The 18,021-nt window shown below is 63.8% G+C and carries 17 protein-coding genes; 5 read left to right on the top strand and 12 right to left on the bottom strand.

Annotation, left to right across the window (positions count from 1 at the left end):
* Positions 1-3 precede the first annotated feature (3 nt).
* Complete coding sequence (locus tag EB231_RS17545) at positions 4-711, top strand: ABC transporter ATP-binding protein (protein ID WP_140775901.1); 708 nt, start codon at positions 4-6, stop codon at positions 709-711.
* Positions 712-713: 2 nt separating this feature from the next.
* The gene (locus tag EB231_RS17540; RefSeq protein WP_172349952.1) at positions 714-1,931 is read left to right on the top strand and encodes an ABC transporter permease; all 1,218 of its coding nucleotides are present in this window, start codon (positions 714-716) and stop codon (positions 1,929-1,931) included.
* 94 nt (positions 1,932-2,025) lie between these two features.
* Here the strand turns inward: EB231_RS17540 and EB231_RS17535 are convergent, their stop codons facing one another.
* The 3 genes from EB231_RS17535 to EB231_RS17525 all read right to left on the bottom strand — a co-directional run bounded on the left by EB231_RS17535 (position 2,026) and on the right by EB231_RS17525 (position 5,201).
* A complete protein-coding gene (locus EB231_RS17535) occupies positions 2,026-3,288 on the bottom strand; it encodes a cation:proton antiporter (RefSeq protein WP_172349950.1) in 1,263 nt (420 codons plus the stop codon).
* A gap of 63 nt (positions 3,289-3,351) precedes the next feature.
* Entirely contained in the window at positions 3,352-4,065 is a 714-nt protein-coding gene (locus EB231_RS17530) for a hypothetical protein (protein ID WP_172349948.1), read from the bottom strand.
* Positions 4,066-4,088: 23 nt separating this feature from the next.
* Entirely contained in the window at positions 4,089-5,201 is a 1,113-nt protein-coding gene (locus tag EB231_RS17525; RefSeq protein WP_172349946.1) for an endonuclease/exonuclease/phosphatase family protein, read from the bottom strand.
* Positions 5,202-5,389: 188 nt separating this feature from the next.
* On the opposite strand from EB231_RS17525, the gene EB231_RS17520 reads away from it, so the two are divergent.
* Complete coding sequence (locus tag EB231_RS17520; RefSeq protein ID WP_172349944.1) at positions 5,390-5,947, top strand: BA14K family protein; 558 nt, start codon at positions 5,390-5,392, stop codon at positions 5,945-5,947.
* 169 nt (positions 5,948-6,116) lie between these two features.
* Here EB231_RS17520 and ilvC read toward each other — a convergent pair whose 3' ends face one another.
* The 3 genes from ilvC to EB231_RS17505 form a co-directional block, all read right to left on the bottom strand.
* Positions 6,117-7,136, bottom strand: a complete 1,020-nt coding sequence (gene ilvC / locus EB231_RS17515) for a ketol-acid reductoisomerase (protein ID WP_010910140.1) — start codon at positions 7,134-7,136, stop codon at positions 6,117-6,119.
* 26 nt (positions 7,137-7,162) lie between these two features.
* Positions 7,163-7,816 carry a TetR/AcrR family transcriptional regulator gene (locus EB231_RS17510; RefSeq protein WP_172349942.1) on the bottom strand — a complete coding sequence of 218 codons (654 nt, stop codon included), beginning with the start codon at positions 7,814-7,816 and terminating at the stop codon, positions 7,163-7,165.
* A 153-nt stretch (positions 7,817-7,969) separates the two neighbouring features.
* Positions 7,970-8,428: a MarR family winged helix-turn-helix transcriptional regulator gene (locus EB231_RS17505; RefSeq protein WP_172349940.1), complete on the bottom strand. Its 459-nt coding sequence runs from the start codon at positions 8,426-8,428 to the stop codon at positions 7,970-7,972.
* A 96-nt stretch (positions 8,429-8,524) separates the two neighbouring features.
* Here EB231_RS17505 and EB231_RS17500 point away from each other — a divergent pair, with 96 nt between their 5' ends.
* Positions 8,525-9,256 carry a glutathione S-transferase family protein gene (locus EB231_RS17500; protein WP_172349938.1) on the top strand — a complete coding sequence of 244 codons (732 nt, stop codon included), beginning with the start codon at positions 8,525-8,527 and terminating at the stop codon, positions 9,254-9,256.
* A 33-nt stretch (positions 9,257-9,289) separates the two neighbouring features.
* Here EB231_RS17500 and EB231_RS17495 read toward each other — a convergent pair whose 3' ends face one another.
* From EB231_RS17495 to EB231_RS17480, 4 genes are read right to left on the bottom strand one after another with little or no spacing between them, the layout of a single operon-like run.
* Positions 9,290-10,666 (bottom strand): CHAT domain-containing protein, encoded by a 1,377-nt coding sequence (locus tag EB231_RS17495; protein WP_172349935.1) that lies wholly within the window; start codon positions 10,664-10,666, stop codon positions 9,290-9,292.
* Positions 10,667-10,703: 37 nt separating this feature from the next.
* The gene (locus EB231_RS17490; protein WP_172349934.1) at positions 10,704-12,098 is read right to left on the bottom strand and encodes a tetratricopeptide repeat protein; all 1,395 of its coding nucleotides are present in this window, start codon (positions 12,096-12,098) and stop codon (positions 10,704-10,706) included.
* Positions 12,099-12,132: 34 nt separating this feature from the next.
* Positions 12,133-13,419, bottom strand: coding sequence for an FAD-dependent oxidoreductase (locus tag EB231_RS17485; RefSeq protein WP_172349932.1), 1,287 nt, complete (start codon positions 13,417-13,419; stop codon positions 12,133-12,135).
* Positions 13,420-13,472: 53 nt separating this feature from the next.
* Positions 13,473-13,883, bottom strand: coding sequence for a winged helix-turn-helix transcriptional regulator (locus EB231_RS17480; RefSeq protein WP_172349930.1), 411 nt, complete (start codon positions 13,881-13,883; stop codon positions 13,473-13,475).
* Between the two features lie 134 nt (positions 13,884-14,017).
* On the opposite strand from EB231_RS17480, the gene EB231_RS17475 reads away from it, so the two are divergent.
* Complete coding sequence (locus tag EB231_RS17475) at positions 14,018-14,908, top strand: SDR family oxidoreductase (RefSeq protein ID WP_172349928.1); 891 nt, start codon at positions 14,018-14,020, stop codon at positions 14,906-14,908.
* Between the two features lie 34 nt (positions 14,909-14,942).
* Here EB231_RS17475 and EB231_RS17470 read toward each other — a convergent pair whose 3' ends face one another.
* Complete coding sequence (locus EB231_RS17470) at positions 14,943-15,983, bottom strand: SDR family oxidoreductase (protein WP_172349926.1); 1,041 nt, start codon at positions 15,981-15,983, stop codon at positions 14,943-14,945.
* 39 nt (positions 15,984-16,022) lie between these two features.
* Positions 16,023-17,942, bottom strand: a complete 1,920-nt coding sequence (locus tag EB231_RS17465; RefSeq protein ID WP_172349925.1) for a potassium transporter Kup — start codon at positions 17,940-17,942, stop codon at positions 16,023-16,025.
* Between the last annotated feature and the right edge of the window lie 79 nt (positions 17,943-18,021).

Here is an 18,021-nt window from a genome sequence, read left to right as displayed (position 1 = left end):
GCCGTGGCCGCGGGCGCGACGCTCATTACCTTCGACAAGGTCTGGAAGAGCTATGGCCAGGGCGAAGCCAAGGTCCATGCGCTGGCCGGCGTCGACCTTGCCATCAGGCGCGGCGAATTCGTCGCCATCATGGGGCCGTCCGGCTCCGGCAAATCAACGGCGATGAACATAATTGGCTGCCTCGACACGCCGACGGCCGGAACCTACTCCTTCATGGGCGTCGACGCCGGCCGGCTCGACCGCAACCGCCGCGCCATGCTGCGCAACCTCTATGTCGGCTTCGTCTTCCAGGGCTACAACCTGCTCGCGCGCACCACGGCCGCCGAAAACGTCGAACTGCCGTTGATCTATCGCGGCGTGGCCGCCCGCGAGCGGCGCGACCTGGCCATGCAAGCACTCGCCCAGGTCGGCCTGGTCGGCCGCGAGCATCATACGCCGGCGGAACTTTCCGGCGGCCAGCAGCAGCGCGTGGCCATCGCGCGCGCCATCGTCACCCGGCCGACGCTGCTCGTCGCCGACGAACCGACCGGCAACCTCGACACCGCCCGCACGCATGAGATCATGGAACTGCTGACGAAGCTCAACAAGGAGCTTGGCCTGACCGTCACCATGGTCACGCATGAGGCCGACGTCGCCGAATATGCCGAGCGCACCATCCGCTTCCTCGACGGCCACGTCGCCTCGGACACCATGAATGTCGAGGTGGCCTGACCATGATCTGGGAAACCGTTCGCCTCTCGCTGCGCTCGATCCGCCGCAATGTGCTGCGCTCGTTCCTGACGCTGCTCGGCATCGTCATCGGTGTCGCCGCCGTCATCGCCATGCTCACCATCGGCTCCGGCACCACGCAAAAGGTCAAGGCCGACATCTCCAAGCTCGGCAGCAACCTGCTGGTCGTCCGTGCCGGACGTCCAGCCGGTCCCGGCGGCCCGGGCGGGCTCGACCAGGTGGTGCGGCCACTGGCCGAGAAGGACATTGCCGCACTGGTCGCGCATCTGACCGGCGCGCGCGCCATCTCGCCGGCCTCGCAGAAGCAGGTGCGCGTCATCTTCGGCACCGAAAGCCTGACCTCGGGCGTGACCGGCACCGACAGCGCCTATCTCGACGCTCGCGACTGGAAGCTGGTGTCCGGCCGCCCGTTCAGCGATTCCGAAACCCGCTCGGGCACCGGCGTGTGCCTGATCGGCGAAACGGTGCGCCAGCAGTTCTTTGGCGCCGGCGACCCCGAGGGCGAGATCATCCGCGTCAACCGTACCTCCTGCAAGATCATCGGCCTGCTCGAACCCAAGGGCTATACCGGCTTCGGCCAGGACCAGGACAATGTCGTGCTGATGCCGCTGCACGCCTATCAGCGCCGCATCGCTGGCAACCGCGACATCGACAACATCTACATCGCCGCCGACGACCGCACGCCGACCAGCGAATTGCAGCCGCGAGTCGAGGACATCTTGCGCGACGCGCGCCGCATGCCCCCCGACCGCGAGAGCGATTTCGCCATCCGCGACATGACCCAGATCGCCGACGCCATGGCCAGCGCCACCACCACCATGGCCGGCATGCTCGGCGCGGTCGCCGGCGTCAGCCTTCTGGTCGGCGGCATCGGCATCATGAACATCATGCTGGTCTCGGTCACCGAGCGCACCCGCGAGATCGGCATCAGGCTCGCCATCGGCGCGCATGAAAAGCACATCCTTATCCAGTTCCTGGTCGAGGCGACGGTGCTGTCGCTGCTCGGCGGCATTATCGGCATCCTGATCGGCCTGGCCCTGGCCGGCCTTGCCTCCGTGACGCTGACCATCCCCTTCGCGCCAAGCCCGGCGGTCATCCTGCTCGCCGTCGGCTTTTCAGCGCTCATCGGCATGGTGTTCGGCTTCTTCCCGGCCCTGCGCGGCGCCAGGCTCGATCCGATCGACGCGCTACGGCACGAATAGGCAGCAGCTTCAACGGCTATTCCCATCCTTGGACGCTTGCCTGCGCGCCGCCGGGCAACGCCGCGCTGACTAGGCCGGTGAAAAACCGGGCAAGCTACACGCTGGCCGGGTCCGGCGTCCTGCCGATCACCCATTTCATCGTCAGTCCCTGCACGATGATCGAGAAGATCACCACCGCGTAGGTCGCGGTCAGCAGCACCGGTTTGGCCGCGCTGTCCGGCAAGGACAGCGCCAGCGCCACTGAAACGCCGCCGCGCAGACCGCCCCAGGTCAACACTGGAATGGATCCCGCCGAGAAGGTCTGGCGTAACGCCAGCAGCGAGATCGGAATCCAGACGGAGACAAAGCGCCCGGTCAGCACGATCGGGATCGCGATCAGCACGATCCAGCCATGCGAGGGATCGAACGACAGCACCAGCACTTCCAGTCCGAGCAACAGGAACAGGACGGAATTCAGCATCTCGTCGACCACTTCCCAGAAGGCGAAGAGATAATCCTCCACCGTCTCGCTCATCGCATGCTCGGCGCCATGGTTGCCAATCAAAAGCCCCGCGACAACCACGGCGATCGGCCCCGAAATGTGCAGCCGGTTGCAGAGCGTGTAGGTGCCGATGCAGACGGCGAGCGAGATCAGGATCTCGACGATGTGATCGTCAACGGCCAGCATGGCGCGATAGGCGATCCAGCCGGTCAGGAGCCCGAACAGCGCGCCGCCCAGCCCATCACGCAGCAGCAGTTCGCCGATATCCCAAAGGTCGGGCCGGTGCTGGCCCGTGGTCGCGACAGCCACCGCCAGCAGCACGCCGAACGCCACCACCGCGACGCCGTCGTTGAACAAGGATTCGCCGGCGATCTTGGCCTTGATCGATTCCGGCACGTTGATGGATTTGAGCAGGCCGAGCACGGCGACCGGATCGGTCGGCGAAATCAGCGCGCCGAACACCAGGGCCCATGGCAGGGGGACGTTGAAGCCAAGCCCGCCAGCCATGAACCACAAGGCTACCCCGACCACCGCCGTCGAGATGACGACGCCGATGCTGGCCATCAGGGTGATCGCCCATTTCTGCCCTTTGAGCAGATCGAAATCGACATGCAGGGCGCCGGCAAACAGCAGCAGCGACAACATGCCGTTCATGATCGCCGAGGTAAAATCGATCTCTTGCATCACATTCTGCAGCGTCGCCGTGATGCCGAGGCCCGGCGCGACCTTCTCCAGGGCTAGCAAGAGCAGTGACGCCGCCAGCGCCATGATCAAAAGCCCGATCGTATGCGGCAGTTTGAGGAAACGCAGGTTCAGCCAGCCGAACAGGGCCGACAACATCAACAGCAGCGCGGCGATTTCAAAGACTGACAGCATGCGGCCCCCGCCGATTCGTCAAAACCGAGCGGAGTTTAAAAGCCGGCGGGCGGAAACGACAATCTAGCTGTAGGCGAAATGCCACTCGACCAGCGGCTTCATGTGCGGCGACAGCCCATCCGGCAGGTCGGCGGCGTGACGGATGATCACCGGCCCCTCGATCTCCGGATCGGTTTCGGCGGCAACGAAGGCAGAAATTCGGCGCGCGACCTCATCGGCCGGCTCATCGACATGATAGCGGCGGAAGATCACCGTGCCGCTTGCCGTCGACAAAGCGTGCCAGCGCACGCCGCGCCTGGCATCCGTCAGGTCGATACCGGTCTCTTCGCGCACCTCGCGGATCATGTTGAAATCGACATCGACCATCCCGTCGCGGAAATCCACAGGTTCGAACGAGCCGGCGGCGAAATAGACGCGGCCGGCATTGACCGTCTGCGGTCCCATGCGGATCGCCACCAGCGCATTGTCGCCCGCCACCAGCACGGCATGAGCATAGGCGTGCTCGGCGCCGGAATTCTCTGGCCGCTTCCGCCAGAGCATGAAGGTGGAGTAGTTGACCGCATGGCAGCGGCCGACGAGGCGGTTGTCGCGCCAGGCAAGTTGCGACAGCAGCACCACGGTGCCGTCGAACAGCGCGGGATTGGCTGCTATCTCGCGCTGCCAGTTCTCGGCGATCGCCGCCGCATTATCCCTGGCGAAAGGATGCGGGCCGGGGTCGAGCCGGACGTCGACGGCATCGACCGTCAGGATGACATTGCGCGGCAGGTCGAAACTCATGCCAATCCAGCCTCAGTCCCTTATCAAGCCATGTCCAGCGTGATCGCCACCGGGCAATGGTCGGACGCTTTCGGCCGGTCCCAGCCGGCGCGCGGAAAGCGCTCGACCTCCTGGCCCGCCGGAAAGATCGTGCGCCAGGGCTGGCCGTTGCGGATGATGTCGGGAACGGCGGTGGCATTCTTCGCCGCCAGTCCCCTGGAGAGTAGTATGTAGTCGAGCTGGCAGAGATGCCGCTCTTCAGGCCCGCGTGTGTGATAGAAGGTCCAGCGGTTCATTTCCGGCCGCCGCTCGACGACGTTTTCGCAGAAGCCGCCAGCCGTCAGCAGGTTGATGCAGGACTGGCTCTCGTCGACCACCTCGAAACGGTAGCCGTCGACATCATCGCCGGCGATCTTGACGCGCTGCCGGTAGTCGTTCATGTCGCCGCAGATCGCCCAGCGCTTGTCGGCGGCATGGTCCCTACCAAAGCGCTCCTCGATGATCCGGCGCACGGCTAGCGCCTCGGCGATGCGCACCGGCATCGTCGCCTCGCGTCCGTCGAGCCCGTTGCGCGGCGGGCCCATCGACTTGAAATGCACGAGATAAAGCGTCAGCGGCAGGCCGCCCACGGTGATGTCGACTTCCAGGCAGTCGCGCCGGAAGATGCGTTCATTGGCCTGGCTGCCGAGGGCCGCCAGTTCCGGCGTATGCAGCCCGAACTGCTCGTAGGTGACATAGGCATGGCTGGTCATGCGCACGAATTCGATCGGCTGTCCCTGCGCGGTCTCGTTGCGCATCATCACGGCGACGTCGATGCCGCGAGAATCATTGCCTGACGTGGTGTATTTCTGCCGGTAGCCCTGCCCCACCATCTTGAACAAATAGCCATATTCGAAGGCCTTCAGCGCCTCGATGTTGTCGACCTCCTGCATGCAGATGATGTCGGCCCGGGTAGCGGCGATCGCCAACGCCGAGAGCTGGCGCGTGTCGTCGGACTGCGCGATGGCGCGGGCCTGTTCCAGCACCTTGTACTCGGCCTCGCTCTGTATATCGAACAGCGCCAGCGTCCGATCCTCGTTGAGCTGGTTGCGATAGCCGGAAAAATCGAACCTGTTCATCAGGTTCTCGACATTGAAGGTAGCAAGGCGCAGCGACATGCCCAGACCTTTGCCTGCAAGAGCGCCGGAAAACAAGATCGCAGGACCACAAGCAGAGATCGGTTGGTCCTGCCGGCATTCGCGCCATGGTTGACGGAACCTTTCCGTTCATGCGCCGTTCAGATGCAAACATCCACATTGGGCCCATTCCCAGGGCAGGCGTGGGGCCGTATCTCTTGGAGAGTGTAATGAACTCGCTCTTTTCTTCCACCATCAAGTCCGGGCTGATAGCGCTCGGCATCGTCTCAGGCATCACGGCGCCGTCGGCCGCCGGACCGATCCTGCAGCCGGACCTGTCGGTTCCCACCAACACCGCGGCACCGACGGTCACGCCGGTTCGTGACAGCTGGGCGGGCGGCAACAACAATAACCGTAGCTTCAACAATGACTGGCGCTTGCGCCGGTCGGGCCATTGGAACGGAAACCGGCACTGGAATGGTGGCGGCAACTGGAACGGCGGCGACAACTGGCGCTGGCGCCATGGCCGCCGCCACTACCACGGCGGCTACTATGATGACGGCGCCGCCGCTGCGGTCCTTGGCCTTGGCTTGGGGCTCGGCCTTGGCAGCATGTATAACAACTACGATTACTATGCACCGCCGCCGCGCCGTTATTATCGCGCCGGACGGCTTTCCAACGCCCATGTGCAATGGTGCTACAACCGCTACCGGTCGTATCGCTCCTGGGACAACACGTTCCAGCCCTATAATGGCCCGCGCCAGCAGTGCTACTCGCCTTACAGCTGAGTTTAGCGTGATGCGAAAATGAAAAACGGCGCCACGAGGCGCCGTTTCTGTTTTTGATAGAGCTGACTTCGCCCAGTTCTTGGCCTTGTCGACCAGCTTGTCCCTCGATATCCCCGCGCTCCCGCAGGGCGAAGCCCGAGGACGCGCAAGGCAAGAAACGTGGATCTGCTCAGTTCTTTGCCTTGTCGACCAGCTTGTTCTTCGAGATCCACGGCATCATCGCGCGCAGCTTGGCGCCGACTTCCTCGATCTGGTGGCTGTCATTCATGCGGCGGATGCCCTTGAAGCGCGACAGGCCGGCACGGTATTCCTGCATCCATTCCGACGTGAACTTGCCGGTCTGGATGTCCTTCAGCACGCGCTTCATCTCGGCCTTGGTCTCGGCGGTGATGATGCGCGGGCCCGAGACATACTCGCCCCACTCGGCGGTGTTCGAGATCGAGTAGTTCATGTTGGCGATGCCGCCTTCATAGATCAGGTCGACGATCAGCTTGACCTCGTGCAGACACTCGAAATAGGCCATTTCCGGCGCGTAGCCGGCTTCCACCAGCGTCTCGAAGCCGGCGCGGATCAGTTCGACCAGGCCGCCGCACAGCACGACCTGCTCGCCGAACAGATCGGTCTCGCATTCCTCGCGGAAATTGGTCTCGATGATGCCCGAACGGCCGCCGCCGACGCCGCAGGCGTAGGAAAGCGCCAGGTCGAGCGCATTGCCCGAAGCGTCCTGGTTGACGGCGACCAGGCACGGCACGCCGCCGCCCTTCTGGTATTCGCCGCGCACCGTGTGGCCCGGGCCCTTCGGCGCGATCATGACGACGTCGACGGTCGACTTCGGCTCGATCAGGCCGAAATGCACGTTGAGGCCATGCGCGAAGGCGATCGCCGCGCCATCGCGGATGTTCGGCGCGATCTCGTTCTTGTAGATGTCGGCCTGCAGCTCGTCGGGCGTCGCCATCATCATCAGGTCGGCCCATTTGGCGGCGTCGGCCACGCTCATCACCTTGAGCCCGTCGGCCTCGACCTTCTTGGCGGTCGCCGAGCCCGCCTTGAGGCCGATGGCGATCTCCTTGGCGCCGGAATCCTTGAGGTTGAGCGCATGCGCCCGGCCCTGGCTGCCATAGCCGATGATGGCGACCTTCTTGCCCTTGATCAGGTTGAGATCGGCATCACGATCGTAATAGACGCGCATTTTTTACTTCCTTCCCGTTTCTAAGATCAGAGGCCTTGCGGCCGGGTTTTTGCTCCGAAAAGAGCGAGAAACTGCTGCGTCGCGCGCACGGAATCGCCGCCGATCGTCGCCTCAGTCAATTCCAGCCGGTCGCCGAGCAGCAGACGGATCTGCACGTCGCGGGCAACCAGCCCGAAAAAAGTGCGGAACGCCGTCTCGGCGTCCGTGAACTCCAGCAGCCCGGCCTGGCGTCCCGCCTCGAGCACCGGCTTCAGCCGCCTCGCCAGCGCGAAACGGCCGTTTTCCAGCACAACGGCGCCGAGATTGTCCTTGCCCGATCCGGCATGACCGACCGCCACCCGGTTGAGCGCGATCGAGGTGTCGCTGGAGATCACCTTGAGCCAGTCGGAGGCGAAGCGCTCGAGGCTTGCCGTCAGGGAGGCAAGGTCGAGCCCCTTGCCGTCGACCTGCGCCACACGCACCTTTGAGGCCTGCCACTGCACCGTCGCCGTCAGCAACCCGTCACGGTCGCCAAACCACTTGTAGAGCGTTTCCTTGGAACAACTGGCCCGCCGCGCCACGGCGGTCATGGTCAGATGGTCGCCCTCCTCGACCAACAGCCGCAATGCCGCATCCAGAACGGCTTTCTGGCGCTCCGTCAGCGCCTGGCTGTTGTCGATGTCGGCGTTTGCCAGCAACACGCTTTGTTCCCGTTCAAAGGCAGAGGCCTTGGCGTCACCCAGAAGCCGTACCGTACGTTACGGTTCGGCATATTGCGCAATCCGATGCTCGGCGCAAGGGGACATGACGAAAAATATCCGCAACTATCCGCGCGACGCGCGCAGCGCCTATGCTCAATCGCCGGCAGGCGGATGGCGCAGCCGGCCAAGCAGTGCCGACACCATGTTCAGCTCGTCCGGTGAAAGCCTGGCGCCAACCAGTTCGGCGATCGACCGCCCGTAAATGGCCCACATCCGGCGGCGCGTCTCGCGCCCCTTGGCCGTGATGCGTATGGTCTGGCCTCGGCCGTCATCGGCCACCGGCAGCTTCTCGACCAATCCGTCGGCCTCAAGCCGCGCCAGCAGCCGCGAGATGTTGTACTGCGCGAACAGGGTGCGCTCGATCAATTGAAACGGCCGCAAGCCCCCCTCGCCCGCCTCGGCGAGCTCATGCAGCACATCGTACCAGGCAAGCGGCGGCAGGCCGCCCTCTTTCAGGGCGTCTTCGGCACGTTCCACCAGTTGGCGCGAAACGCGCATCAGGCGGGCCCAGGCCTTGATGGCTTCCGGCGAAGGCATGGCTTTCTCGGTCATGAGCCACCCTAGGCGATAGATGCAGATGCATCAAGCTTGACGATAAATGCACATGCATCTATATAGATGCAACTGCATCAACGTCGAAAGGCAATCATGTCCGACATGCTCATCCTCGTCAGCCATCCTCTCTGTCCCTATGTCCAGCGCGCGGCAATCTCGCTGACCGAGAAAGGCGTGCCGTTCGAGCGCGTCGACATCGACCTCGCCGACAAGCCTGTGTGGTTCAAGGCGATCTCGCCGCTCGGCAAGGTGCCGCTGCTGCGCGTGCAGCGAAATGGCGACGAAACGATCGTCTTCGAATCCGCCGTCATCCTCGAATTCCTCGAGGAGACACAGGCCAATCCCCTGCACCCGGCCGACCCCTATACCCGTGCCCGGCACCGTGCCTGGATCGAATACGGCTCGGCCATGCTCAATGCCATCGGCCGGTTCTATTCAGCGCCGACCGAGGCCGGCTTCCTTGCCGAGTCCCGCGCGCTGTCGGGGATGTTCGAGCGCCTCGAGGCCGAACTGGCTGATGGCACCGACCGGAGCGAGCCATGGTTCGCCGGCGACAGCTTCTCGCTCGTCGACGCGGTCTACGGCCCTGTTTTCAGATATGTCGACGCTTTCGACCGGATCGGCGACTTCGGCATCCTGGATGGCAAGCCGCGCGTCCAGGCCTGGCGGAAAGCGCTGAATGATCGATCGTCGATCAGGGACACCGTGGCGCCGGATTATCCGCAACGCCTGCATGCCTTCCTGCAAGCGAAGGGATCTTTCCTGTCGAGCCTCATCCGCCGAAGCGATGCAGCCGGACCATTTGCGTTGGCGCGATCCGCGTGAGCGCCCGCGAGCAATCACTCGCCTTGAGCGGCCTCAGTTCTCGAACATGACAAAGGCGGCCCAGACCCGCGAATCCTGGGCGCCTGATATCTTGCCGTCGCGGGCATCGCGGCGGGTCTGGCGCAGTGCTTCCGGATAGGTCTGTCCGGCGGCAAGATAGTGGTAGAACCCGACCATGAAGGCGGCGGTACCGGCGTCGTCCACCGGCCACAGCGTCAGCAGCGAGCGTTTGGCGCCGGCAATGTTGATTGCCGTAGGCAGACCGCGCAAGCCGCCGACGAATGTCTCCTGGCCGCGCGCCGTCTCACAGGCGGACAGGACAAGCAGGTCGAGCCCCGACAGATCCCAGTTCGTCAGTTCCATGCCATAGAGCCGACCGTCATCATCGTCACGTTTCATCGACTGCCGGTCTCCGGCTTGCGACAGCACGACCTGGCTCTGCCAAAGGGCGTTCACACCGCCCACGCCGCCCTCTTTTTCGTCACGGTAGGCGCCGTGGGTGGCCAGATGCGCGACCGTCGCCTGCTCCATATCCTCGCGCAACGTCCGCTCGCTGGCCGCCGTTCCGGTCAGCATTTGGACCGAATAGTCATCGGCGCGCAGGATCGAGGCGATCGCATCCACCTCCTTGCGGGTGCCCGGTAACGGCTCCGCCCCCTTTTCCGGACCTCGCGCATAATCCAGCCCGCCGGCCAGCAGGGCTCTGCCGGTCTTGGGAAGACTCTGGTCGACGCTGGCGTTCAGCAGCGATTCCGGCCGCGTCAGCATGCGCACGGCGAAGTGGTCATCAAGCGTTGCACCCTTGCCGTCCTGCAGCAGCGGGAACGGCACCGAAAACAGTTTGCCGTCCGGCACCACGAAGAGCGTGTCGGCGCCACCGAGCGATGGCTCCAGCGGTGCGATCAGACCGGCATAAAGCCCCGTGAATGTGGCGTTCAGGTCGACCAACGTCACGGCGCCGCGCTCCTGCGCGGAACGCGTCGACCTCAGATTTGCCATGCGTGTTTCGCGAGCGGCCGGGATGAGCCGGCGCGGATCGCCGAGATCGTAGAGGCGCGGCGGCTGGTCCTTGCGTGTGACGATCGCATAGAGGCGCTCGTCTTCCAGCGGTTCGGCGCTCTCCCGATCGGCCCGCCACTTGCGGGTGATGAAGTAGTCGATCAGCGCCTGATTGGGCTTCAGCAAGGTGCCGGGCGACGGGAGGGGTTTGTCCACCAGACCCTGGCTGAAACTGTACTTGGCCATGACTTTGGCGATGGCTTTTTGGTACGCCGCCTCAACCTGGTCGGGCTGCACCGCTCCCGGATCATCGGAGCTGTCACCGCTGGAAGCCGCCTCTTGATAGGCCAGGGACAGCTGGATCCCTGCCTCGATCAAGTGCCGTGTCTCCAGATCGTTCGGATCGATCAAGCGGGATAGCCTGCGCAACAGATCGCGTTTCTCATTCTCAAGCGTCGGCCAGCGGCGCACGGCTAGCAAACGCCGACACCACCGACGCATTGTCTTTTGCGAGGCGCGCATAGTCGTAAAGCATGTCGTCGGCCAGGGCGCGGCTGGCCTCGGCAACGACGGGATTGCCAGATGTGCTCACCTGGAACCAATTCCAACGCAGCATGTCATCGTCGAGAGCAGCGAAATCGGCGGCCGCGGCGGCGGGATTCCTCCTTGCCTTGAGATTGGCCATCGCCTGGCGCGCGGCAAATGTCAGCGGATGCACCACCCCGTAAGTCGATCCGGCGACGCTGTAGGCTCGTTCGAGTTGGGCCATACTGCTTTCGGTGTCGCCCGCGGTGGCAAAATGCGCGGCCAGCAGGTTGGCGATCTTGATCGCCAGTATCTCGGGATAATTCGGGTCGGTGGTCAGTTGCCGCAGCTGTGCCAGCGTTGGCTGATCGAGCCGCTGCGCACCAGAGAGCACCCTGGTATAGAGCATCCAAGCATCGGCCTGTTCGACCAGATTGCCTTCCTGCTTGAGAACGACGGCAATGTCCCGGTCCTGCTGGAAGTGGCGCAAGGCCTCGTCGTATTTGCCAAGGTCCAGATAGTCCTGCGCGGTGTTGTTGGCGCTGACCAAAACGTTGAAGTGGTCCGGGCCGTAGTAGCCGATACGCTTCTCCAGCACGGCCAGATCATATTGCAGGGCGCGTGTCGGAGCTCCCATCTGGCGCAGCATGTCGGCCAGATTGTTCTGCAGTTTCCAGATGAAACGATCATCGGTACCTGTCACCTGCTCGGCCAACTTCAGATTGCGCTGCTCGATATTGATGGCTGAAGCGATTTGACCGAACGCCGCGACCCCGGTCGCCAACACATCGTTGGCATACAGGAGTTCCTGCGACTCCTTGCCGTGATAGTGGGCGTATAAATTGGTGGCTGTCGCGCACATCGACACGAAGCCCTGATAATCCTTCTCCGCCTGCTTCAGCATTGCGTAGTTGAGATAAAAGTCGGCGCGCTTGGCGACATCCTGCTGCATCGCCCTCGTCTTCAGGCCCTCGGCAAAAATCGCCTCGGCTTCGTCGAGGATCTGGTTGTTGAGGAATGTCGCGCCCGCGTTCGAGTAACTCTCCACGGTGAATTCGTAGAGGTCGCTTCTGGCGGTGGCGAGCAGCGCTGCCCGCAATTGCGCATAGCCTTCGTCGAACCGTCCCGCGTCCATCATCAGTCTGTAAGCCGCGTCGATGCGGGCGGTCAGCGTTGCCTGGCTGTCCGATGGTTGCTGTTGGCCGGACTGGCTTGTCGTCTGGGCGTATGCCTTCGGCATAGGCAGCGCGACGATCAACATCGCCAGCATCGAAGCCGCAACGCGGATCAGACCTCTCGGTCCTCTGGCTATGGACATCACTGTGTTCACGCGGATCGGCCTGGCGAAAACTCTATGATGCTGTCGTACCATGACCTGGATTTTGTCCGAAATCCCATCGGGCTTCCGTCAACCCTGCCGGCCTGAACGGATCGATCACCGTGCCGGCGACCATTGAGGCCAGAAGCTGCGGTGCCGGCGGGATCTTTGCGATGGTCGCCACCAGCCTGTCGCGGATGAAGGGCAGCGCCACGGAATCCGATTGGTAGAATGGCGTGAACGCCAGCGACAGCGCCTGGAAGACACGCACGTGCCATCGCCGCGCCCTGGCATAGGCCTCAAGTGCTGCCTCGACGCTCTGCGTGCGTGCCAGCGCATGGCTGAGCGCCGCCGCGTCGAGCAGCGCCATGTTGGCTCCTTGTCCGAGCTGCGGGCTGGTCGAATGCGCGGCATCGCCGATGACGGCCAATCTTCGGCCGACCGGCAGCTTCATCGTGTGATGGCCGTAGCGGGCCAGTGACAGCTGGTCGAAACTGTCGATCTGGCGGGTGAACGCTTCGCTTTGCGGCCAGAGCCGCACCAGCCTCTCCTTCCAGGCGTCGAGGCCGGCAGCGCGCACCGCATCGGCATCATCAGGCTTCAGGCTCCAGAAGAAGGCCACCATTTTTTCGGCACCGGGCTCCGGCCGGCCGATCGGCAGCACGCCGATCATTACGCTGGCCTTGTCGTAACGCTGCAAGAGCGCGTGCTCGTCAAAGCCTTCGCCGCGCCAGCCGAGCGATGCCCAGAACGCGCCATAGGTGAGTGGCCGTGGTTCGCCTGCATTGCCGGCGTGCTGCCGCAGTTTCGAGCGCGAACCGCTGGCGTCGACGACCAGATCGAATGGCCCTGCCCTTCGCCCGTTGCCACGGATGAGCATCGCCTGTTCGCCAGCCTCCATGGTCTCGATCTCGACGCCGGTCTCGATGGCGATCGCTTCGCGCCGGGCGGCGCGAAAGAGCGTGCCGAACAGCGCAGCCCGGTGCACCGCCAGGCCAAAACGGCGGCCGCGCTGGGCATCATAGCGAACGTCGAGCACGGTGCGGCCGGTCGAGGCATCGGCGCCATGCAGCCGGTCGATGCGGACGCCGAGCGACAGTATGTCGTCGAGCAGGCCGAGATCGGCCAGAACCGTCAACCCGGTCGGCTGCAGGATCAGCCCGGAGCCGACCGGCTTCGGTTCCTCGAAGCGCTCGAAGACGGTGACCCTGTGCCCGGCCCGCTTGAGATAAAGCGCCATGGCCAGCCCCGCCGGGCCGGCGCCTGCAATTGCGATGTCGTAGGAAATGCCGATGCCCCCAAGCCGAACTGGCCGGGACAATCCTTCAGCCGCTGTGCGAAATCAAGTCGCGGCGCCTAGCTCTGTCCGGCTGTTCAAGCCTGTGTTGCGTCGAAGCCGGCCCGTGCCGCGCGCACCGCATCATGGTTGAATTCCGCCCACTGCAACAAATGCCGCAATGCGTCGAACATCGACCGCCCGAGATCGGTGAGACTATATTCGACGCTCGGCGGCTTGGTCGGGAACACTTCGCGATGCACGTAGCCGTCGCGCTGCAGATCGTAGAGCGTCTGGGTCAGCATGCGCTGCGAGATATCGGGAACCAGCCGCCGCAACTCGCCGAAGCGGTAGGGCTGCTCGGCCAGCGCCGCCATCAACAGCGAACTCCACTTGCCATTGAGTCCCTGGATGACGTCGCGGACCGGGCAATCGGCAAGATTGCCGCCGTCGGTCATGGCTTTGTAGATGTCGAGTTTGGATTTCAGATTGATGATCTTGCTGTCCACGGCTGGTTCCCTGCCTGTGCCTACCTCCCCAAAAACTGCCTTCTTTACGGCACCGGGTCAATTCCTATTTTAGTGCTGGTCTCTTTTTGAGACCAGCAACCGAACCGCCTTTCGGCGCAATGTCAGGATTCCCCATGACTGCAACCCTTCTCGTCACCGGCGCTTCCGGCCAGCTCGGCCGCGGCGTCATCAACCACCTGCTGGACACATTCAAGATACCGGCGGGCCGGATCATCGCCACCACGCGCACGCCCGCCAACCTTGCGGACCTTGCAGCGCGCGGGGTCACCATCCGCCAGGCCGACTTCGATGACACGGCGTCGCTGCCAAAAACCTTCGAAGGCGCCGACCGGGCGCTCATCATCTCGACCAACGAGTTGGCGATCCAGGGAAAGCGTCGCGAGCAGCAACTGGCGGCGGTCGCCGCTGCCAGAAAGGCAGGTGTCAAGCATCTGCTCTACACCTCCTTGCCCAACACTGAGCCGGGCTCGCCGGTCCTCTTCGCGCCTGACCACTACGATACCGAGCAGGCGATCAAGGCGAGCGGCATCCCCTACACGATCTTCCGCAATGGCTGGTACGACGAGAACCTCTTTATGGCGATGCCGCAGATTCTGGCGTCGGGCCAATGGTATACGTCCGCGGGCGACGGCGCCATTTCCTATGGAGCGCGCGACGATCTCGCCGCGGCCATAGCCGCGGGGCTGGCCTCGCAAACCGTTGCGAGCAAGACCTACACGCTGACCGGCCCCAAGGCCTATACGACAGCCGAGGTCGCCGCGCTTGTCACTGAAGCCACCGGCAAGCCGATCCAGGTCGTCCAGCTCTCCGATGAAGCACTGACCGACGGCATGAAGGCCGCTGGGCTTCCCGAGCCGATCGCCAAGCTTCTGGTGTCCTTCGACGCCGCCGCGCGCGCCGGCGACCTTGGCATGGTGACGGATTCGGTCGAGACGCTTTCCGGCCGAAAGTCGGTACCGCTGAAGCAGTTCCTGGAAGCCAACAAAGCCGCGCTGGCTGGTTGAAACCAGAGCGGTGGGAGGTCACCCTCCCGCCGCGCTACTTCGATGTCTTGAGCAGGCCGAGCCGGACCAGGCTCTCGCCTGTAGCAGCCAGCGCGTCTTCGCGCGAGCGCGGCGCCCAGCCAAGCACACGCACCGCCTTGGCGTTGGTGGCATTCTTGACCTTGCCCAGTTCCGTCACCAGTTGCGCGGCTTCGGCGTTGAACAATCCGACGATCCGCACCAGCCAATCGGGAAGCTGCCTCGTCGATACGCGCGACGCCGCGTCGCCGAGCCGCGCCTTCACGGTCTGCGCGATTTCCCGCACGGTCATGAAGTCGCCTGATACCGCGAGGAAGCGCTCGCCTTTGGCGGCTGGATTGGTCATGGCACGCACATGCAGGTCGGCCACGTCGCGTGCGTCGACGACGCCGAAGGACAGACGCGGCAGCCCCGGCATGGCGCCGTTCATCATCCGCTGGACAAATTCGGTGGAGGTCGAATGGTCGGAGCCGAGAACCGGTCCGAAGATGCCGACCGGATTGACGACCGCCAACTCCAGCCTGCCGCCCTCGGCGGCGATGAAATCCCAGGCCGCCCGCTCGGCAAGCGTCTTCGACTTCACATAGGCGCTGACCTTGGCCGTCGGATCGGTCCAGCTTTCTTCGGTGAAAGGCCGGCCGTCTGGCGGCATCTTGCCATAGCCGATCGCCGCGAAGGACGAGGTCAGCACGACGCGTTTGACGCCAGCGTCCCGCGCCGCCCGCAGCACCCGCAGCGCACCCTCGCGAGCCGGGATGATCAGATCATCCTCATGCTTGGGCACACCAGGCGGAAATGGCGAGGCGACATGGAGTACATAGTCGCAACCGGCGACGGCTTGCGGCCAGCCTGCGTCGCTCGTGAGGTCGGCGATGGCAAAGGACAGCCTGTCGCCCGGCTCGATGCCGCCGGCCTTGAGCATGTCCAGCACATCGGCTTCCCGCTTGGCGGAGCGCACCGTGGTGCGTACGCGGTTGCCGGCCTTCAGGAGTTCAAGGATACAGTGGGCGCCGAGGAAACCCGATCCGCCGGTGACAAGCACCAATTCGCCGCTCATGCCCGCCCTCCACCAGGTTAGGTCGAGGCGATCAGGTCGTCAGATCGCCACCTGCGTACCGATTTCCACCACGCGTCCGGTCGGGATCTGGAAATATTCGGTCGCGTCGGCGGCCGTGCGCGCCAGGCCGATGAACAGCCGGTCCTGCCACACCGGCATGCCGGAGTTGGGCGATGCCTTGAGCGACCGGCGCGACAGGAAGAAGGACGTCGTCATGATGTCGAACTTCCAGCCCTGCTTGCGGCAGATCGCCAGCGCGCGCGGAATATTGGGCTGTTCCATGTAGCCGAACGTCAGCGTCACCCGCATGAACAGTTCGTTTACGGTCTCCATCTTGACCCGGTCGCTATCGGGCACCACCGGCTGCGGCGCCGTCACCACCGAAAGGATGACGTTCTGCTCATGCAGCACCTTGTAGTGCTTCAGGCTGTGCATAAGCGCTGTCGGCGCGCTGAGCGGATCGCTGGTCAGGAACACCGCGGTGCCCGACACCAGCTGCGGTTTCTTCTTCAACAGATTGCCGGCGAGGAAATCGAGCGGGATCTCGTTGCGGCGGGTCTTGTCGAACAGGTAGCGGCTGCCGCGCACCCAGGTCCACATGGCTGTGACAATGGTGAAGGCCACCGCCAGCGAGGCCCAGCCACCCTCGAACACCTTGACGATGTTGGAAGCGAAGAAGCCGACATCGATGAAGGCAAACAGTGCGGTCATCGCGACGGCAACCCACAACCGCCATTTCCAGATGCGGGTCATCACGACGTAGAGCAGCACCGTCGTCACCAGCATGTTGCCGGTCACCGATATGCCGTAGGCCGAAGCCAGCTTGCTGGACTCGCCGAACCCGACCACCAGCATCATCACCACCAGCGCCAGCAACAGGTTGACGCGCGGCATGTAGATCTGGCCGGATTGTCTTTCCGAGGTGTGCAGGATTTCGAGCCGCGGCAGCATGTTGAGCTGCACCGCCTGCCTGGTCAGCGAGAATGCGCCCGAAATCACCGCCTGGCTGGCGATGACCGTCGCCGCAGTCGCCAGCACCACCATCGGGATCAGCGTCCAGCCCTCGTTCATCTCGAAGAACGGATGGCCGACCACGCCGTTCTTGGCCAGCACGAAGGCACCCTGCCCGGCATAGTTGAGCAGCAGGCAGGGAAACACGACCGACAGCCAGGCCAGCACGATCGGCTTGCGGCCGAAATGGCCGAGATCGGCATAGAGTGCCTCGGCGCCGGTGACGGCGAGGAAGATGGCGCCGATGGTGACGAAGGCAACGTCGGGCGAATGGATCAGGAAGGCGACGATATAGTGCGGGCTGACCGCCCACAGGATCTCCGGATCGGCGATGATGTGCTTGAGGCCGGACAGGCCGATAGCCAGGAACCACACAGCGGTGATCGGGCCGAAGATAAGCGCCACGCCGCCGGTGCCGAATCGCTGCACGGAAAACAGGATCGCCAGGATGACCAGCGTCAGCGGCACGACATAGGGCTGGAAGGTGGGCGTGACGACATTCATGCCCTCGACCGCCGACAGCACCGAAATCGCCGGCGTGATGACGGCGTCGCCGAAAAACAGCGAGGCGCCGACGATGCCGATGCCGAGGATGACCGCCGAGCGCTTCGGGAAACTGCCGCGCGCCAGCGCCATCAGCGACAGCACGCCGCCCTCGCCCCGGTTGTCGGCGCGCAGCACGAACATGATGTACTTGATGGTGACGATGATCGTCAGCGACCAGATGATCAGCGACAACACACCGAGAATATCGCCACGATCGGCGACTTCACCGCCCGACGACGCCACCAGGGCCTCGCGGAAAGCATAGATCGGGCTGGTGCCGATATCGCCATAGACAACGCCAAGCGCGCCCAGCATCAACACCTTGGTGCTGTGCTGCTCGATTTCCGGATGGCTCGATTGTTCGACGGGTTCTGCCTCACTACCAGTATTGGCAAGGGCCATGGACGACACTCCGATAAGCGCGCGGTGCTCTACGCTTGCTGCGATGCAATATCAAGTACCGTCACGTTATGGCTGCCAT

Source organism: Mesorhizobium sp. NZP2298 (assembly GCF_013170825.1).
In the GTDB taxonomy this organism is placed as follows: domain Bacteria; phylum Pseudomonadota; class Alphaproteobacteria; order Rhizobiales; family Rhizobiaceae; genus Mesorhizobium.
Note: the sequence above shows the minus strand (reverse complement) of the source record. Positions and strands in the feature narration are given on the sequence as shown.